We start from the raw sequence: 17,268 nt of genomic DNA, 5'->3' as shown, positions 1-17,268 counted from the left end.
GCGAAGGAGGCGTCGTGACCGTACTCAGCCTGTCCAAGGCGCTCAACGAGGGCATGCGCAAGGCCATGGAGGACGACCCCAAGGTCCTCATCATGGGTGAGGACGTCGGCAAGCTGGGCGGGGTCTTCCGGGTCACCGACGGGCTGCAGAAGGACTTCGGCGAGGACCGCGTCATCGACACGCCGCTCGCCGAGTCCGGCATCATCGGCACCGCGATCGGGCTGGCGCTGCGCGGCTACCGGCCGGTGTGCGAGATCCAGTTCGACGGGTTCGTCTTCCCGGCGGCCGACCAGATCATCACCCAGCTCGCCAAGATGCCGATGCGCTCGCTCGGCGCGATCAAGCTGCCGGTCGTCGTCCGCATCCCGTGCGGCGGCGGCATCGGCGCGGTCGAGCACCACAGCGAGTCGCCGGAGGCGTACTTCACGCACACCGCGGGGCTGCGGGTGGTGGCCTGCTCCAACCCGGCGGACGCGTACACGATGATCCAGCAGGCCATCCGCAGCGACGACCCGGTGATCTTCTTCGAGCCCAAGCGGCGCTACTGGGAGAAGGCCGAGATCGACACCGGCTCCACCGACTGGTGGCCGCCGCTGCACGCCGCCAAGCTCGTACGTCCTGGCGCCGATGTGACGTTGCTGGCCTACGGCCCCATGGTCAAGACCTGCCTGGAGGCCGCCGCGGCGGCCGAGGAGGACGGGCGCTCGCTGGAGGTCGTGGACCTGCGCTCGCTCAACCCGCTGGACGAGCCGCTGGTCATGGAGTCGGTACGCCGCACGGGCCGGGCCGTGGTCGTGCACGAGGCGCCCGTCAACAGCGGCTTCGGCGCGGAGCTGGCGGCCAGGATCACCGAGCAGTGCTTCTACCACCTGGAGTCGCCCGTGCTGCGTGTCGGCGGCTTCTCCACCCCCTACCCGCCGTCGAAGCTGGAGGAGCACTACCTGCCCGACCTTGACCGCGTGCTCGACGCCGTCGACCGGACCTTCGGATACTGAGGGGGCAGACGATGCGACGCGAGTTCAAGCTGCCCGACGTCGGCGAGGGGCTGACGGAGGCGGAGATCGTCCGCTGGCACGTCAAGCCGGGCGACGACGTCAAGGTCAACCAGATCGTGGTGGAGATCGAGACCGCCAAGTCGATCGTCGAGCTGCCGATCCCGTGGGACGGCGTGGTGGCCGGGCTGATGGCCGGCGAGGGCGAGACGGTCGACGTGGGCGTCCCGATCATCGCGGTGGACACCGACGGCGAGGGCGAGGCTCCTTCACCGGGAGCGACCGGCGCGGCGACTGAGAAGGCCGCCGCGCCCTCTGCGGCCCCTCCCACTGCCCCCGCTGCGGCCGCGCCCGCCAACGGCGGGACGGCGCCGGCGTCCGGGATCGAGGCGCTGGCCGACGACATGGTGCCGAGGCCGCCCGCGGAGGGCGCGGTGGAGCCGGGCGCGCACGGCAGCCCGGCCCCCAAGGAGGAGCGCCAGGCGGTCCTGGTCGGTTACGGCGTCAAGACCGGCGCCACCAAGCGCCGCCCGCGCCGCCAGGCCGCTCCCGGCCACCCGACCAACCCGGTGGCGAACCCGGCCCGCGTCGGCCTGGACGCCCCGCCGCAGACCCCAGCCCCAGCCCCAGCGCCAGCGCCAGCCCCGGCCTCGGCGCCTGCGGCTCCGGCCGGAGCGCAGGGTCCTGGGGCGGCGCGGGCGCTGGCCAAGCCCCCCGTACGCAAGCTCGCCAAGGACCTGGGCGTGGACCTCGCCGCGCTCACGGGCACGGGCCCCCAGGGCTCGATCACCCGCGACGACGTCCACGCGGCGGCGGCGAGGACACAGGAGCGGCCCGTCACGACGGGCGAGCGGCGGGAGAGGGAGGAGCGCGTCCCGGTCAAGGGCGTACGCAAGATGACCGCCCAGGCCATGGTGACCAGCGCCTTCACCGCCCCCCACGCCACCGAGTTCCTCCAGGTGGACATGACGGCCACCATGGACGCCGTGCGCGGCCTGCGCACGCTCCCGGAGTTCGGCGAGGTCAAGGTCTCGCCGCTGCTCCTGGTGGCGAAGGCGGTGCTGACGGCGATCGCCAGGCACCCGATGATCAACTCCTCATGGGACGAGGAGGCCCAGGAGATCGTGGTCAAGCACTACGTGAACCTGGGCATCGCCGCCGCCACCCCGCGCGGCCTGGTGGTGCCGAACATCAAGGACGCCCATGAGCTGTCGCTGCCCGCGCTGGCCGGGCGGCTGGCGGAGCTGACGGAGGTCGCCAGGGCGGGCCGCACGCAGCCGGCGGAGATGGCCGGAGGCACGTTCACGATCACGAACGTCGGCGTCTTCGGCGTCGACGGCGGCACCCCGATCATCAACCCGGGCGAGGCGGCGATCCTCGCCTTCGGTCAGATCAGGGACATGCCGTGGGTGGTGGACGGCGCGCTCGCGGTGCGCAAGGTGGCGACGCTGTCGCTGTCGTTCGACCACCGCATCGTGGACGGCGAGCTGGGCTCGCTGTTCCTGCGCGACGTGGGCGCGATGCTGGAGGACCCCATCAGGATGCTCGCCTGGAGCTGACGCACCGGTACGACGGCCGCCGGGAGGACCCCTCTCCCGGCGACCGCCGTACGGCGGGGGACACCCGCACCCACGACGTCAGAGCCTCCAGGATGTCCCGTTGATACATGGATAAAGTGACTTGCATGATTCGCCACATCGTGTTGTTCACCTGGACCGACGACGCCACCGACGAGCAGAAGGCCGCCGTGGCCGAGGCGCTGGGCACGCTGCCCGGCCTGATCCCGCAGCTGCGGTCGTACACGTTCGGCCAGGACGCGGGCATCAACCAGGGCAACCACGACTTCGGGGTGGTGGCGGACTTCGACAGCGTGGACGACTACCTGGTCTACCGCGACCACCCCGACCACCAGGCGGTCATCGCCGAGCGCATCAAGCCGATCGTGGCCTCGCGCGCCGCCGTCCAGCTGAGCCTGTAGGTCTCAGACCTCGGGCGGACGGTTCTCCCGGTGCATCAGCCGGCCTTCCGACGTCTGGCCCCGCCGAGGGGCCAGCACGATGCTCAGCACGATCCCCACGCCGCCGACGATCATGAAGATCAGGCCGATGATGTCCATGTGCACGCTCTTGCCGAAGACGTCGGGCTCGATCGCGAACCTGAGGATGGCGCCAAGCGTGAGGAAGAAGATGCTGACCCCGACACCCATGGCGACCTCCCGGCAAAGAACGCGTACAGGCACCGTCATACCCGGCTAAAGCCGATCATCACGCCAAGCAGGACAGCGGCTCCCCGCCGTTGTACGTGATCATGTCGAGGATCGCCGCCACCAGGTCCATCGGCGGCCCGCCGAGATCGGCGTACGCGCGGTGCAGGTTCCCCACGATGCGCTCGGCGTCGAGCAGGCCGGCCCACTCGCCGAGATCGGTCTCCCTGGCCGCCTCCAGCGGCGTCAGCCCGGCCGCCAGCCCCTTCTCGGCGGTCGCCTGCACGAACCGCAGGTACCTCTCGACCGGCTCGTACGCCTCAGGCCCGCACACCTCCCCGTGCCCCGGCACGACGGTCTCCGCGCCCAGCTCCCTGAGCTGCTCCAGCGCCCGCAGCGCCCCCGGCACCGAGCCCATCAGCACGAACGGCGTGCCCCCGTTGAAGACCAGGTCACCGGCGAACAGCAGCCGCCGCTCCGGGATCCACACGTAGGAGTCGTTGGCGGTGTGGGCGGCGTGGCCGACGTGCCTGACCTCGCAGCGCAGGTCGTCGGAGTGGAGCGTGACGCGGTCGGTGAAGGTCAGGAACGGCGGTGCCGGCTCCATCCGTCCCCATTCGACCTCAGGCGACCACGCCGCCCGGTACGCGGGCACGCCGTCGGCGATGATCTGCTCGCGCACGCCCTCGTGCCCGACGATCGTGGCCTCGGGGAAGAGCCAGTTGCCGAACGTGTGGTCGCCGTGGTGGTGGGTGTTGACCAGCGTGGTGATCGGCCGGTCGGTGACCTTGCCGATGGCCGCCCGGAAGGCGCGGGTGCGGCGCTCGGTCGAGCAGGCGTCGATGACGACGACGCCGCGCCGCCCGGCGAGGAAGCCGGTGTTGTTGATCCACCAGCTGCCGTCGGGCTGGACGTAGGCGTACACACCGTCCGACACCTCCTCGACGCGAGGCGGCGGTAGCGGGTGGTCGTGCGGTGAGGAGCTCATGCCGGGCAAGGTACTCCCGGCGGCGCCCCCGGTCTGTGCCGTTCACGACACTTCGACCAGGGGCGCACCCGTTGTCAGAAGGCGTCCTCCGGCAGCTCCATGAGCTCCTGGCCGGTGGACTCCAGCGTGCGGCGCTCGGCCGCGAGGCGGGGCAGCACGGTCTTGGCGAAGAACGAGGCCGCCGCGACCTTACCGAGGTAGAACGGGTCCTCGCCCTCGGCCAGCCGGGCCAGCGCCACCTCGGCCTGGCGCTGCAGCAGCCAGCCGATTACCAGGTCGCCCAGCGCGAGCAGGAACCTGGTGGTGTTCAGGCCGACCTTGTAGACCTCCTCCGGCTTCTCCAGCGAGCCGAGCGCCCAGGCCGCCATGGTGTCGCCCATCGCCTTGACCTCGGCGGCGGCCTCGGCGAGCAGCTCGCGCTCCTCCTTGAGCCGGCCGTTGCCCGCCTCGGAGCCGGCGAACGCGTTGATCTCGGCCAGCAGCGAGCCGACGGCCGAGCCCTGGTTGCGCAGGATCTTCCTGAAGAACAGGTCCTGGCCCTGGATCGCGGTGGTGCCCTCGTACAGGGAGTCGATCTTGGCGTCGCGGATGTACTGCTCGATCGGGTACTCCTGCAGGTAGCCGGAGCCGCCGAGGGTCTGCAGCGAGCGCGACAGCAGCTCGTACGACCGCTCCGACCCGACACCCTTCACGACCGGCAGCAGCAGGTCGTTCATCTCGGAGGCGTGGCGGTCGTCGGGGTCGATGAGCAGGGCGTCCTGGAAGGTCGCGGTGTAGAGCACCAGGGCGCGCATGCCCTCCACGTACGCCTTCTGCAGCATGAGCTCGCGCCGCACGTCGGGGTGGTGGGTGATGGTGACGCGGGGCGCGGTCTTGTCGCCCGACCTGGTGAGGTCGGCGCCCTGGACGCGGGCCTTGGCGTAGTCGAGGGCGTTGAGGTAGCCGGTGGACAGCGTCGCGATGGCCTTGGTGCCGACCATCATGCGGGCGTGCTCGATGACCATGAACATCTGCTTGATGCCCTCGTGCACCTCGCCGACCAGGAAGCCGATCGCCGGGTGCTTGTCGCCGAAGGTCAGCTCGCAGGTCGTGGAGACCTTCAGGCCCATCTTCTTCTCGACGTTGGTGACGTAGACGCCGTTGCGCTCGCCGAGCTCGCCGCTGTCGAGGTCCACGTGGTACTTCGGCACCAGGAACATCGACAGGCCCTTGGTGCCGGGGCCGTGGCCCTCGGGGCGGGCCAGCACGAGGTGGAAGATGTTCTCCGACATGTCATGCTCGGCGCTGGTGATGAAGCGCTTGACGCCCTCGATGTGCCAGGTGCCGTCGGACTGCCGCACCGCCTTCGTCCGCCCGGCGCCCACGTCGGAGCCGGCGTCCGGCTCGGTGAGCACCATGGTGGCGCCCCAGTTGCGCTCGATGGCCAGCTCGGCGAAGCGCTTCTGCTCGGGGGTGCCGAGCCGCCACAGCGTGTACGCGAAGTTCGGCCCCGCGGCGTACATGTAGAGCGCCGGGTTGGCGCCCAGCACCATCTCGGCGGTGGCCCACGCGAGGCTGCGCGGGATGCCGGGGCCGCCCAGGTCGGAGGGCAGGTCGAGGTGCGCCCAGCCGCCCTCGACCAACGCCTTGTACGACTTCTTGAACCCCTCGGGGACCTTCACGGTGGCGGTGGCCGCGTCGAACACGGGCGGGGTCCTGTCGCCCTCTTCGAAGGAGTCGGCGAGCACGCCGGTCGCAAGGCGGTTCATCTCGTCCAGGACGGAGCGGGCGACGTCCTCGTCGATCTCCGCGAAGGGCCCGGCGCCGAGGATCTCGCGTCTCCCGAAGACCTCGAAGAGGTTGAATTCCAGGTCACGCACGTTGCTCTTGTAGTGGCCCATGGGCGTCGATCTCCTTGAACCGAGGTGGCTGTACTGGTGAGTAACCTTACTCTGAAATGCTACCCGCGGGTAACCCAGGCCATGCATGGCATGCTCGTCTCCATGGACGCCGAAGAACTCGCCGCACGCTGGCGAGAGCGACTCGAATCCTGGGCGATTCCGGACGAGATTCTGGCCAAGGCCGTCGCGGACCCGTGGAGTCATTCGCCCGAGCGGTTCGGCACCCGTACGGACCGGGCGCTGGCCGAGCCGGACGACGGTCCCACCATGACCCGCCTGGCCGAGGCGCTGCCCGACAAGGGCACGCTGCTCGACGTCGGCTCCGGCCCCGGGGCCTCGTCGCTGCCGCTGCACGAGCGGATCGGCCACCTCTATGCCGTCGACACCTCGGCCTCCATGCTCGAAGGGCTGACGTCCAGGGCGGACAAGCTCGGCGTACCGGTCACCACGGTCGAGGGCCGCTGGCCCGACGTGGCGGGGCGGGTGCCGGTCGCCGACGTCACCGTGTCCGCCCACGTGGTCTACAACGTGCCGGACCTGGCCCCTTTTCTGCGCGCGCTCGACGACCACACGCAGGGGCGGGTGGTGATCGAGCTGCCGCACCGCCACCCCATGAGCTGGCTGACCCCGCTGTGGCAGCACTTCCACGGCGTCGACCGCCCGGTGCGCCCGATCGCCGAAGACTGCGTGGCGCTGGCGGCGGCGATGGGCTTTCCCGTGCAGGTGGAGGAGCGGGAATCCCCCCTGGAACGTTTCACCTCGCTGGAGGAGCTGGCCCAGAGCGCCTGCCGCCGGGTGTGCCTCGACCCTTCGCGGGCCGAGGAGGTCGCCGCGACCGTGATGGAGCTGGGCATGTGGCCGATGCCTCGCGACCGCTGGGTCACCATCTGGTGGGAATAACGGGGTCGCGGGCACGTTGTCCTCGATGAGCCCATGAGGCTCCCGGACGAGACGCGCCGTACCCGGTACGCCAAGACGACGCACCCGAGTCAGTCATCGTCATCGAGGGAGCCGTCATCGTGGCGTGGGTCTTTTTGGTGCTCGCGGGCCTGTTCGAAATCGTCATGGCCCTGTCGCTCAAGCTCAGCAACGGGTTCAGCAATCTGTGGTGGACGCTGTCGTTCGCCGTCACCGCCGTGCTCAGCTTCGGGCTGCTCTCGTACGCGCTCAAAAGCCTGGAAGTGGGCACCGCGTACGCCGTCTGGACCGGCGTCGGCGCGGCCGGCACGGCCATCCTCGGCATGATCGCCATGGGGGACGAGGTGTCACCCGCGCGGCTGATCTCCATCGCCCTGATCCTGGCCGGCGTCATCGGGCTGCGAACACTGGCTTGACGTCTTCGGTGGTGTCGGATTGGGTGACATCATGATCGAAATCCACGCCGTCACGTTCGACGCGGCCGACCCGTACGAGATCGCGAGCTGGTGGAGCAAGGCCACCGGGCTGCCCCTGGGCGAGGGCGACGAGCCGGGCGACGACGAGGTGATGCTGCGCACCAAGCAGGACCCGTACGTGCTGTTCATCCGCGTGCCCGAGGGCAAGACGGTGAAGAACCGGCTGCACCTCGACGTCAACGCGACCGAGGGCAGGACTCGTGACCAGGAGGTCGAGCGGCTGATCGAGCTGGGGGCGACCGTTCACGAGGATCTGCGCAATCCCGACGGCACCGGGTGGGTCACCCTGCTCGACCCCGAGGGCAACGAGTTCTGCGTGTGCAGGTCTCCTGAGGAGCGGGCCGCCACTCAGGGCTGATCAAAAAGGTCAACGGGCAGATCGGGCACGCCCCCGCATCGCGAGCGTCAGGACACCGGAGACCAGGTAGACCAGCGCGCCGTGCCACAGGGCGTCCCAGCCGGCGCCGAAGACGCCCTCGCCGTCGAGCACGAGCTGCACGGGGTAGTTCAGCACGGCGGCGATGCCGGCGGGCAGCAGCGAGAACCGCCACGGGTGCTGCAGCGACCAGAGCCTGGCCTGCCGGGTCACCCGGTCGCCCACGTCGGGCTTGGACACCGCGCCGATGGCGGCGATCAGGGAGAACAGGGCGGTGCCCAGCCCCAGTGCCCACACCAGGTCGCCGCCGCCGGTGAGCAGGCTCAGGCCGAAACCGCCGGCGGCGACGGCGCCGCCGGTGATGGCGGCGGTCTTCCAAGGGGCGCCGCGCAGCGCGGCGGCCGACAGCGAGACCTCGTCGCGTCGAGTTATTTCGTTCATGTCACCAATGCTGCCCTTTGTCCATCCCCGGGGGCATCGGGGGCGGACCCTGAGCTGTCCCTGACATGATGCCGCCATGACGGACATCCAGCTTGTGACCCTCGGCCCCGATGACGGCGAGCGGCTGCGCGCGCTGCGCCTGCGCGCACTCCAGGACGCGCCCGGCGCGTTCGGCTCCTCGTACGAGCGCGAGGTCGCGTTCACCCCGCAGCAGTGGGCCGAGCGACTGGCCAACCCCGGCGCCCGCTACTGGGTGGCGACGTCAGCAGCGGCGGACGTCGGCCTGGTGTGCGTGCTGCTGGAGGACGAGGGCAGGCACGCCCACCTGCTGTCCATGTGGGTCGCCCCCGAGGCCAGGCGGCACGGCGCGGCGTCCCGCCTGGTGGACGCGGCCGTGGAGTGGGCGCGGAGCACCGGCGCCGAGGAGATGGGCCTGTGGGCGGTGGACGCCAACCAGGCCGCCCGCGCCCTGTACGCTCGCAAGGGCTTCACCCCGAGTGGCAAGGTCATGGCCCTGCCCTCCAACCCCGCGCTCATGGAGTCCCACTACGTGCTGTCCTTGATCTTCCGCGCCGCCCGCAGGGACGATGTGCCCGCCGTCGTCGCGATGCTGGCCGACGACCCGCTCGGCGCGCAGCGCGAGGGCGACCCCGCCGACGCGCGCTACCTCGCCGCCTTCGAGCGCATCGACGCCAACCCGCACGACGAGCTGATCGTGGCCGAGCAGGAGGGCAAGGTCGTGGGCACGATGCAGCTCACCTACCTCGCCGGCCTGTCCCGCCTGGGCGCCGAACGCTGCCAGATCGAGGCCGTCAGGGTCTCCGCCGCCGTCCGCGGCCAGGGCCTCGGCCGCAAGATGATCACCTGGGCGATCGACCGGGCCAGGGCCCGCGGCTGCGCCATGGTGCAGCTCACCTCCGACAAGACCCGTACGGACGCGCACCGCTTCTACGACTCGCTCGGCTTCACCGACTCCCACGTCGGCTACAAGCTCAAGCTGGACTGATCTCCACCCAGTTGTCGTGGAACCCGGCGCCGCGGCCCATGTCGGCGTCCCGCTCGGCCACGACGGCGTTCGGGTTCGCGCCGCCCGGGCTGAGCTTGGGCCAGCGGCCCTTCGTCGAGGCGACCACGCCGGGCGAGACCCGGTCACTGATCTCCACGTCCGCGACGAACGCGCCGCCGTCGTTGTGCACCCGTACGCGCTGCCCGTCCGTCAGCCCCCTGGCCTCGGCGTCGGCCCTGTTGACCAGCACCACCGGGTCCTTGGCCCGCCGCCGCAGCTCGGGGTTGTTGCCGAACGTCGTGTTGAGGAACGTGTGCGCGGCCGGCGTCACCAGCCGCAGCCGGTACGGCGAGCCGTCCGCCACGGCCGTGTGCGGCGGCACGTACGCCTGGCCCTTCGGCGGGAAGCGCAGCCGGCCCGACCGCGTCGGGAAGCCGGCGGCGAACGGCGTGAAGGGCTTGGGATAGTTCATCCGCACCCAGCCCTCCTTGCGCAGCCGGTCGAGGGTGACGCCCTCCAGCGACGGATGCCCGCTGTTCAGCAGCTGCTCGGCCAGCTCCAGGTCGGAGTCGTACAGCGAGGGCTCGGTCAGCCCCATGTGGGCCGCCAGCCGACGGAACGTCTCCGTCGTCGACAGGCACTCGCCGGGCGGCTGCACGGCCTGCTCGTTCCACATCAGATAGAGGTGCCCGTAGCCGGCGTGCAGATCGTGATGTTCGGTCTGCATGGTCGCGGGCAGCACGATGTCGGCGTAGTCCGCCGTGTCGGTGGGGAAGTGCTCCATGACGACCGTGAACAGGTCCTCGCGCATGAGGCCGCGCCTGATCGCGTTGGAGTCGGGGGAGGAGCCCACCGGGTTGGCCGCGTACACGAACAGGCACTTCACCGACTCGTCCAGCTGCGAGGCCAGCTTGGTCATCACCCGCGTGCGCACCGGGCCAGGCAGCAGGTCCTCCCGGGTGTCGATGTCGAGGTGCACGTGATCGCTGGTCGAGAAGGCCATGCCGCCGCCGGGATGCCGCCAGTCGCCGGTCACCGCCGGGATAGCGGAGATCGTCCGCAGCGCCGTGCCGCCGCCCGCGTGCCGCTGCAGCCCGTGCGTGGCGCGCAGCCCCGTCGGGCGCGTGTGCGCGAGCCTCATCCCCAGCCTGTGGACGGCCTCGGCCGGGATCCCCGTGATCTCCGCCACCTTCTCCACCGGGTGGCTCATGATCTCCTCACGGAAGCCGGCCCAGCCCTCGGTGTGCGCGGCGAGAAACTCCTCGTCCTGGGCGTTCTCCGCCAGCACCACGTTGAGCAGGCCCAGCGCCAGCGCCGCGTCCGTGCCCGGCCTGATCGCCAGCCACTCGTCCGCCTGGTCCGCCGTCCTGGTGCGGATGGGGTCGATCGCCACGACGTGGGCGCCGTTCGCGCGCGCCTCCTGGATGAACTTCCACAGGTGGTGGCCGCTGGTCAGCGTGTTCGTGCCCCAGAGCAGGATGAGTTTCGACAGCGCGAAGTCCTCGGGGTCCATGCCGGCCGCCGTGCCGTTCGTACGGCGCAGGCCGCTGTTGCCCGCCCCCGAGCAGATGTTCAGCCAGTGCTTGCCGGCGCCCAGCACGTTCCAGAACCGCCGGCCCGCCACGCCCTCGCAGCCCTGGAGATAGCCGAGCGTGCCGGTGCCCACGTACGGCCAGATGGCCTCGCCGCCGTGCTCGTCCACGATGGCGCGCAGCCGTACGGCGATCTCGTCGAGCGCCTCGTCCCACGTGATCCGCTCGAACTGACCGGACCCCTTCGGCCCGACCCTGCGCAGCGGGTGCAGGATGCGGTCGGCGGCCCGTGTGTGCTCCAGGTAACGGTTGACCTTCACGCACAGCGCGCCCCTGGTGTAGGGCTGATCGGGATTGCCGCGCAACGAGACGGCCTGACCGTTCTCCACACCGACCACCCACGAGCAGGTGTCCGGGCAGTCAAGCGGACAAGCCCCCAGAACTCTCAATGCACCCGACATGCGACACAGCCTATGTCGCCACGTGGACAGGAATTCAAAGGTGAACCCGGGGAAGCCCACCGTGTAGCCTGCCCCCTGCGACGACTGCGGGGGGACGGTCGGGCACATTGAACGCCTGGAGATCGTACAGTCCGCCACGGGAAGGTGCAGAATCGCTGTCGGTGGCCGATATCAGGGAACGAGATGACACGGAGGACCTCGCGGAGGGGGATCCAGCCGTGGCTGAGTCACGCGCGGAAACCGACGTCTACGTCGTAGAGCCGCTGCTGCCCCAGCGCTTGCGCCGCCCCTCCGACCTGCTGCGCTTCATCGCCACGCTGCTCGTGCTCGGCGCGGTCATCCTGCTCGCCCTCGTCGCCAAGCAGACCCTCATCGGGCTGGAGGCCGACGTCAAGGAGGGCGCCGAGCTGGTGCCGCTGCTGAGCAGGATCGCCGCCTTCCTCGGCGGCGCGGCCGTGCTCATCGTGCCCGTCGCGTTCGCGGTCGAGCGCGTCTTCCACCGCGACGGCCTGCGCGTCGCCGAGGGGCTGATCGCCGCCATCGTCGGCATGGCCGGCTCGTTCCTGCTCGGCCAGTGGCTGGTCGCGGGCAACATGAACGACCTGCGCGTGCTGCTCACCGGCGGCCGTGAGATGGAGCCGCTCAACACCCTGCTCACCTCGGTCGTCGCGTACGCGACCGCCGTCCGCATCTCCCGCCGCCCCACCTGGCGGATGCTGATGTGGACCACCATCGCCCTCTACGTCCTGGCCTTCTTCTCCGGCCGCCAGATCACCATCCCGAGCGCCATCGTCACCGTCCTGGTCGGCATGGCCATCGGCTACGCCACCCTCTACGGCGTCGGCAGCCCCAACACCCGCCCGCCGGGCAGCGCCGTCGTGGCCGCCCTGCGCAAGCTCTCGTTCTCCCCGGTCTCCGCCCGCCGCGTCGAGGACGACCACCAGGGCAGCCGCCGCTACGCCGTCGGACTCAAAGACGGCAGCAGCCTCGACGTCACCGTCCTCGACCGCGACCGGCAGGTCGCCGGCCTGCCCTACCGCCTGTGGCGGCGCATCAGGCTCAACTCCGAGACCAGGCGCCGCGCCATCAGGTCGCTGCGCGCCGAGCTCGAACGCGAAGCCCTCATGGCGTACGCCGCCCAGGCCGCCGGCGCCAGCACCCCCCGCCTGCTCGGCACCAGCGAGATCGGCACCGAGGCCGCCCTGCTCGCCTACGAGCACATCGAGACCCGCTCACTCGACGAGCTGTCCGACGACGAGATCGACGACGAGCTGCTCGCCCAGATCTGGGAGCAGGTCGAGCTGCTGCAGATCCAGCGCCTCGCCCACCGGAGGCTCACCGGCGACAGCATCCACGTCGACGGCGCCGGCCGGGTCGTGCTCACCGACGCCCGCAGCGGCGAGGTCGCCGCCGGTGACCTGCTGCTCCGGCTCGACGTCGCCCAGCTCCTCACCTACCTCGCGCTGCGCGTCGGCCCCGAGCGCTCGGTGCGCACCGCGGCCGCCGTCGTGGGCCCCGACGCGCTGGCCGCCGCCATGCCGCTGCTCCAGCAGATCGCGCTGACCAGAGAGACCCGCGCCGCGCTCGCCAAGGCCAAACACGTGCTGCCCGGCATCCGCGACCAGATCGTCGCGCTCAAGCCGCAGAGCAAGGTCGAGGAGATCCGCCTAGAGCGCTTCCGCCCCCGCACGCTCATCACGATCATCGCCAGCACGATCGCCGCCTACATCGTGCTCTACCAGCTCAGCCAGGTCGACGTCTACCACGTCGTGACCACGGCCAACTGGGCCTGGTCGGGGCTGGCGCTGGTGGCCTCGTTCGCCAGCTTCGTGGCCGCCGCGCTCATGCTGCGCGGGTTCGTGCCCGAGCGCCTCCCGCTCTGGCGCACGGTGCTCGTGCAGTTCGCGTCCTCGTTCGTCAAGCTCGTCGCACCCGCCGCGGTGGGCGGCGTCGCGATCAACACCCGCTACCTGCAAAAGCGCGGCATCCCTCCGGCCAGCGCGGTGGCCAGCGTGGGCGCGTCGCAGCTCATCATGCTGATCTTCCACATCGGGCTGCTGGCGCTGTTCGCCTACATCACCGGCTCCAACACCGCCACCTCGTTCACGCCGTCACGCGGGCTCGTGCTGGCGCTGCTCGCCGTCGCCGTGCTGGTCGTCGCCGTGCTCGGCGTGCCGCCGCTGCGCCGCCTGATCACCGGCCGGCTCTCCAAGCTGTTCTCGAACGTGCTGCCGCGGCTGCTCGACGTGCTCCAGTCGCCGCGCAAGATGATCGAGGCGGCGGTCGGCACGCTCATGATCACCCTCATGTTCGTGCTCTGCCTCGACGCCTGCATCGCCGCGTTCGGCCACGACATCAGCTTCACCGCCGTCGCCGTCGTCTACCTCACCGCCAACGCGATCGGCTCGGCCGCGCCCACCCCCGGCGGTCTGGGCGCGGTCGAGCTGGCGCTGGTCGGCGGGCTCGTGCTGGCCGGGGTGCCGAAGGAGCTGGCCACCTCGGCCGTGCTGCTCTACCGGCTGCTCACGTTCTGGCTGCCGGTGCTGCCCGGCTGGGCCTCGTTCACCTACCTGCAGCGCCACGAGGCCCTTTGACGGCCGGCTCAGCGGCGCCCGGCGGTGATCTTGTCGATCGCCTCCAGCTCGTCCTCCGTGAACGCGGGCCCGTCCACGCACGCCACGTTGTCCTCCAGCTGCTTGACGCTGCTGGCGCCGATCAGCACGCTCGTCACCCGTGAGTCGCGCAGCGTCCACGACAGCGCCATCTGCGCCAGCGTCTGCCCGCGCGTGCGCGCGATCTCGTTGAGGTCGCGGGCGAGATCGCGGTCGATCCTGTCGGCGCTCAGGAACCGGCTGGTCGCCGCCCGCGAGTCGGCCGGCACCCCGTCGAGGTAGCGGTCGGTCAGCAGGCCCTGCGCCAGCGGCGAGTAGACGATGCAGCCCATGCCCGCCTCCTCCAGCGCGTCCAGCAGGCCGTCCTCGATCCACCGGTTGATCATCGAGTAGGACGGCTGGTGGATGAGCAGCGGCGTGCCCAGCTCGCGCATGATCCGCGCGGCCTGCGCCGTCTGCTCCGCCGAGTAGTTGGAGATGCCCGCGTACAGCGCCTTGCCCGAGCGCACCGCACGGTCGAGCGCGCCCATCGTCTCCTCCAGCGGCGTCTCCGGGTCGGGACGGTGGCTGTAGAAGATGTCGACGTAGTCGAGGCCCATGCGCTTGAGCGACTGGTCGAGGCTGGCCAGCACGTATTTGCGCGAACCCCACTCGCCGTACGGGCCCGGCCACATGTCGTAGCCCGCCTTCGTCGAGATGATCAGCTCGTCCCGGTACGGCAGGAAGTCCTCGCGCAGGATGCGGCCGAAGTTGCTCTCCGCCGATCCGTACGGCACCCCGTAGTTGTTGGCCAGGTCGAAGTGCGTCACCCCGAGGTCGAACGCCCGCCGCAGGATCGCCCGGGAGTTCTCGATCGGCCGGTTGTCGCCGAAGTTGTGCCACAGCCCCAGCGACACCACCGGCAGCTTGAGCCCGCTGCGCCCGCTGCGGTTGTACGGCTGCCGCTCGTAGCGCTGCTCGTCGGCCTGATATGTCATGACGTGCCTTTCTCAATGATCCAGGACAGCGCGAACGCCTCTTCCCGCCAGGCGTCGTAACGTCCGCTGCGCCCGCCGTGCCCCGCGCCCATCTCCGTCTTCAGCAGGAACGGCCCGCCGCTCGCCGTGGCGCGCAGCCTCGCGATCCACTTCGCCGGCTCGTGGTAGAGCACGCGCGTGTCGTTCAGGCTGGTGATCGCCAGAATCGGCGGGTACGGCCTGCCGTCCACGTTCTCGTACGGCGAGTAGCTCTTCATGTAGGCGTATACGTCAGGGTTGTGCAGCGGGTCGCCCCACTCGTCCCATTCGATCACGGTCAGCGGAAGCGACGGATCGAGGATGGTGTTGAGCGCGTCCACGAACGGCACCTCGGCCACGATGCCGGCGAACTCCTCGGGGGCGAGGTTCGTCGCCGCGCCCATCAGCAGCCCGCCCGCCGAGCCGCCCCTCGCCACGATCCTGCTGCTCCAGCCCGCCGCCCTCATGTGCCTGGCCGCCGCCACGAAGTCGGTGAACGTGTTGCGCTTGCTGGTCAGCTTGCCCTGCTCGTACCAGTGCCTGCCCATCTCGCCGCCGCCCCGCACATGGGCGATCGCGAACACGAACCCGCGGTCGAGCAGCGACAGCCTGGGCACCGAGAAGCCCGGGTCGATCGAGGTCTCGTAGCTGCCGTAGCCGTACAGGACGGTGGGGGCGGGGGTCTCGGTGCCCTTGCGCTTGACGAGGGAGATGGGGATCCTCGTGCCGTCCTCGGCCGTGGCCCACTCGCGCACCTGCTCGTAGTCGGCCGCGTCGAAGCCGCCGAGCACCGGGCGCTGCTTGAGCAGGATCAGGTCGTGGGTGTCCAGGTCGTAGTCGTACACGCTGGCCGGGGTGACCATGCTCGTGTAGCCCAGGCGCAGCCGCCGCGTGGTGAACTGCGCGTTGCCGGCCGGGCCGACGTCGTACAGCGGCTCGGGGAAGTCGATCTCGTACGCGTTGCGCTCCGCCGCCTCCACCCGCTCGCGCCAGCCGCCCCCGCCGGCCGGATAGGGGAGCACCCGCAGGCCGGTCAGGCCGTCGCGGCGGAAGTGCACCACGGCGTGGTCGGAGAACGCGTCGATCTCCAGCAGCCTGGTGTCGGTGCGGTGGGGAATGAGCGGGGTCCACGTGCCGGGGTCGTCGAGGGGGGCCGTGGACAGCTCGAAGTTCGCGGCGTTCTCGTTGTGCAGGACGTAGAAGAAGTCGCCCGCGTGCTCGACGCCGTACTCGACGCCGGTCTTCCTGGGCCGGACGAGCTTGAACTCGCCGCCCGGGTCGTTCGCGTCGAGGATGCGGACCTCGCTGGTGATCTTGCTGCCCGCGCCCAGCACGAGGTACTGCTCGCTGCGGGTCAGCCCGATGCCCACCCAGTAGCGCTCGTCGCTCTCCTCATAGACGAGCACGTCCTCCTGGGTGCCCAGGGTGTGCCGGTAGACCTGGTGGGGACGCCAGGCGTCGTCCACGCGCGTGTAGAAGAACGCTGAGGCGTCGGCCGACCAGGCGCCGCCGTAGAAGATGTCGGTGACCTCGTCGGGCAGGACCTCGCCCGTCTCGAGGTTCTTGAACTTGAGTGTGAACCGCTCGTTGCCCGTGAAGTCGGTCGAGAAGGCCAGCATCTTCCCGTCGGGGGAGATCGCGCTGGTGCCCACCGAGAAGAACGGGCTGTCGCCGGCGAGCTCGTTGCCGTCGAGGACGACCTGCTCCTGGTCGAGCCGCTCGCCGGTGGTGATCTCGGGTGGGGTCTCGCTGTCGGCGGGCACCCGGCACGACACCGGATACTGCTTGCCCTCCTCCGTCCGCGAGAAGTACCACCACGAGCCCTTGCGGCTCGGCACCGACAGGTCGGTCTCCTGGGTGCGGCCCTTGATCTCCTGGAACACCTGCTCCTGGAGGTCGGCAAGGTGAGCGGTCTCCTTCTTCAGAAAGTCGTTCTCCGCCTCCAGATAGGCGGTGGTGTCGGGATCGTCCTTGTTGCTCAGCCAGGCGTACTCGTCGATGACGGTGTCGCCGTGGTGAGTGCGCTCCGTAGGGATCTTCTTCGCCACTGGCGGCGTGTTGCTGCTCACGTGGGGAGTCTATGTTCGGTTGTGATCGTTCTGTTGCCGTCGAAGCAGGAGAACCGGCACGAGCGGTGGAAGGGCGCTGCTAATCTTTAAGAGCCGACGCGGAGCGGCACAACCCACATCCTTCACTCAGGTGACTGCGATGTGTTGTGTCACTGATCGTCGGCAATCCCTTGTGACGCGCCGGTTCGCAGATCGATTCGCAGATCGCTCGACGGGCTGGTAAGTTAGAGGGGTTGTCTCCGAAAGGGGGCGCGGCTTAATTCTTGGAAAGTCGAGCCGGTCCGGTCAATTTGACAGGGACTTGAGCGGCTGAAAAGAT

15 protein-coding genes, 1 pseudogene and 1 riboswitch are annotated in these 17,268 nt (G+C 70.1%); of the genes and pseudogenes, 9 read left to right on the top strand and 7 right to left on the bottom strand.

The window, feature by feature from the left end; genetic code table 11:
• Positions 1-14 precede the first annotated feature (14 nt).
• From AB0K12_RS45440 to AB0K12_RS45430, 3 genes are all read left to right on the top strand, one after another.
• On the top strand, positions 15-995 hold the full coding sequence (locus tag AB0K12_RS45440; RefSeq protein ID WP_364575051.1) for an alpha-ketoacid dehydrogenase subunit beta: 981 nt from the start codon (positions 15-17) through the stop codon (positions 993-995).
• A gap of 11 nt (positions 996-1,006) precedes the next feature.
• Positions 1,007-2,551, top strand: a complete 1,545-nt coding sequence (locus tag AB0K12_RS45435) for a dihydrolipoamide acetyltransferase family protein (protein ID WP_364575049.1) — start codon at positions 1,007-1,009, stop codon at positions 2,549-2,551.
• A 125-nt stretch (positions 2,552-2,676) separates the two neighbouring features.
• Entirely contained in the window at positions 2,677-2,970 is a 294-nt protein-coding gene (locus AB0K12_RS45430; protein ID WP_364575047.1) for a Dabb family protein, read from the top strand.
• A 3-nt stretch (positions 2,971-2,973) separates the two neighbouring features.
• On the opposite strand, the gene AB0K12_RS45425 is transcribed toward AB0K12_RS45430, so the two are convergent.
• From AB0K12_RS45425 to AB0K12_RS45415, 3 genes are all read right to left on the bottom strand, one after another.
• Complete coding sequence (locus AB0K12_RS45425) at positions 2,974-3,198, bottom strand: hypothetical protein (protein ID WP_355412054.1); 225 nt, start codon at positions 3,196-3,198, stop codon at positions 2,974-2,976.
• A gap of 58 nt (positions 3,199-3,256) precedes the next feature.
• Positions 3,257-4,183, bottom strand: a complete 927-nt coding sequence (locus tag AB0K12_RS45420; protein ID WP_364575045.1) for an MBL fold metallo-hydrolase — start codon at positions 4,181-4,183, stop codon at positions 3,257-3,259.
• 74 nt (positions 4,184-4,257) lie between these two features.
• Positions 4,258-6,063, bottom strand: coding sequence for an acyl-CoA dehydrogenase (locus AB0K12_RS45415; protein ID WP_364575043.1), 1,806 nt, complete (start codon positions 6,061-6,063; stop codon positions 4,258-4,260).
• A 102-nt stretch (positions 6,064-6,165) separates the two neighbouring features.
• On the opposite strand from AB0K12_RS45415, the gene AB0K12_RS45410 reads away from it, so the two are divergent.
• The 3 genes from AB0K12_RS45410 to AB0K12_RS45400 all read left to right on the top strand — a co-directional run bounded on the left by AB0K12_RS45410 (position 6,166) and on the right by AB0K12_RS45400 (position 7,815).
• Positions 6,166-6,963, top strand: a complete 798-nt coding sequence (locus AB0K12_RS45410) for a class I SAM-dependent methyltransferase (protein WP_364385513.1) — start codon at positions 6,166-6,168, stop codon at positions 6,961-6,963.
• A gap of 24 nt (positions 6,964-6,987) precedes the next feature.
• A riboswitch (guanidine-III (ykkC-III) riboswitch) is annotated at positions 6,988-7,048 on the top strand.
• 34 nt (positions 7,049-7,082) lie between these two features.
• Positions 7,083-7,397 (top strand): multidrug efflux SMR transporter, encoded by a 315-nt coding sequence (locus tag AB0K12_RS45405; RefSeq protein ID WP_364575040.1) that lies wholly within the window; start codon positions 7,083-7,085, stop codon positions 7,395-7,397.
• A 31-nt stretch (positions 7,398-7,428) separates the two neighbouring features.
• Positions 7,429-7,815: a VOC family protein gene (locus AB0K12_RS45400; RefSeq protein WP_364575038.1), complete on the top strand. Its 387-nt coding sequence runs from the start codon at positions 7,429-7,431 to the stop codon at positions 7,813-7,815.
• A 9-nt stretch (positions 7,816-7,824) separates the two neighbouring features.
• Here the strand turns inward: AB0K12_RS45400 and AB0K12_RS45395 are convergent, their stop codons facing one another.
• On the bottom strand, positions 7,825-8,274 hold the full coding sequence (locus tag AB0K12_RS45395) for a hypothetical protein (protein ID WP_364575036.1): 450 nt from the start codon (positions 8,272-8,274) through the stop codon (positions 7,825-7,827).
• Positions 8,275-8,350: 76 nt separating this feature from the next.
• On the opposite strand from AB0K12_RS45395, the pseudogene AB0K12_RS45390 reads away from it, so the two are divergent.
• Positions 8,351-8,767: pseudogene (locus AB0K12_RS45390) on the top strand (GNAT family N-acetyltransferase); the annotation flags it as partial.
• A gap of 42 nt (positions 8,768-8,809) precedes the next feature.
• Entirely contained in the window at positions 8,810-9,280 is a 471-nt protein-coding gene (locus tag AB0K12_RS45385; protein ID WP_364575169.1) for a GNAT family N-acetyltransferase, read from the top strand.
• On the opposite strand, the gene AB0K12_RS45380 is transcribed toward AB0K12_RS45385, so the two are convergent.
• Positions 9,267-11,273 (bottom strand): molybdopterin-dependent oxidoreductase, encoded by a 2,007-nt coding sequence (locus tag AB0K12_RS45380; RefSeq protein ID WP_364575034.1) that lies wholly within the window; start codon positions 11,271-11,273, stop codon positions 9,267-9,269. The genes AB0K12_RS45385 and AB0K12_RS45380 overlap by 14 nt on opposite strands.
• A gap of 218 nt (positions 11,274-11,491) precedes the next feature.
• On the opposite strand from AB0K12_RS45380, the gene AB0K12_RS45375 reads away from it, so the two are divergent.
• Positions 11,492-13,867, top strand: a complete 2,376-nt coding sequence (locus AB0K12_RS45375; RefSeq protein ID WP_364575032.1) for a lysylphosphatidylglycerol synthase transmembrane domain-containing protein — start codon at positions 11,492-11,494, stop codon at positions 13,865-13,867.
• An 8-nt stretch (positions 13,868-13,875) separates the two neighbouring features.
• Here the strand turns inward: AB0K12_RS45375 and mgrA are convergent, their stop codons facing one another.
• Together mgrA and AB0K12_RS45365 are read right to left on the bottom strand one after the other, a co-directional pair.
• Complete coding sequence (gene mgrA, locus AB0K12_RS45370; RefSeq protein WP_364575030.1) at positions 13,876-14,862, bottom strand: L-glyceraldehyde 3-phosphate reductase; 987 nt, start codon at positions 14,860-14,862, stop codon at positions 13,876-13,878.
• Positions 14,859-16,949: a S9 family peptidase gene (locus AB0K12_RS45365; RefSeq protein WP_364575028.1), complete on the bottom strand. Its 2,091-nt coding sequence runs from the start codon at positions 16,947-16,949 to the stop codon at positions 14,859-14,861. The genes mgrA and AB0K12_RS45365 overlap by 4 nt, the downstream gene beginning before the upstream one ends.
• Positions 16,950-17,268 lie beyond the last annotated feature (319 nt).

This window comes from Nonomuraea sp. NPDC049419, from assembly GCF_040676995.1.
GTDB lineage: Bacteria > Actinomycetota > Actinomycetes > Streptosporangiales > Streptosporangiaceae > Nonomuraea > Nonomuraea salmonea.
The sequence above is the reverse complement of the archived record's forward strand: the minus strand, read 5'-3'. Positions and strand labels throughout refer to the sequence as shown.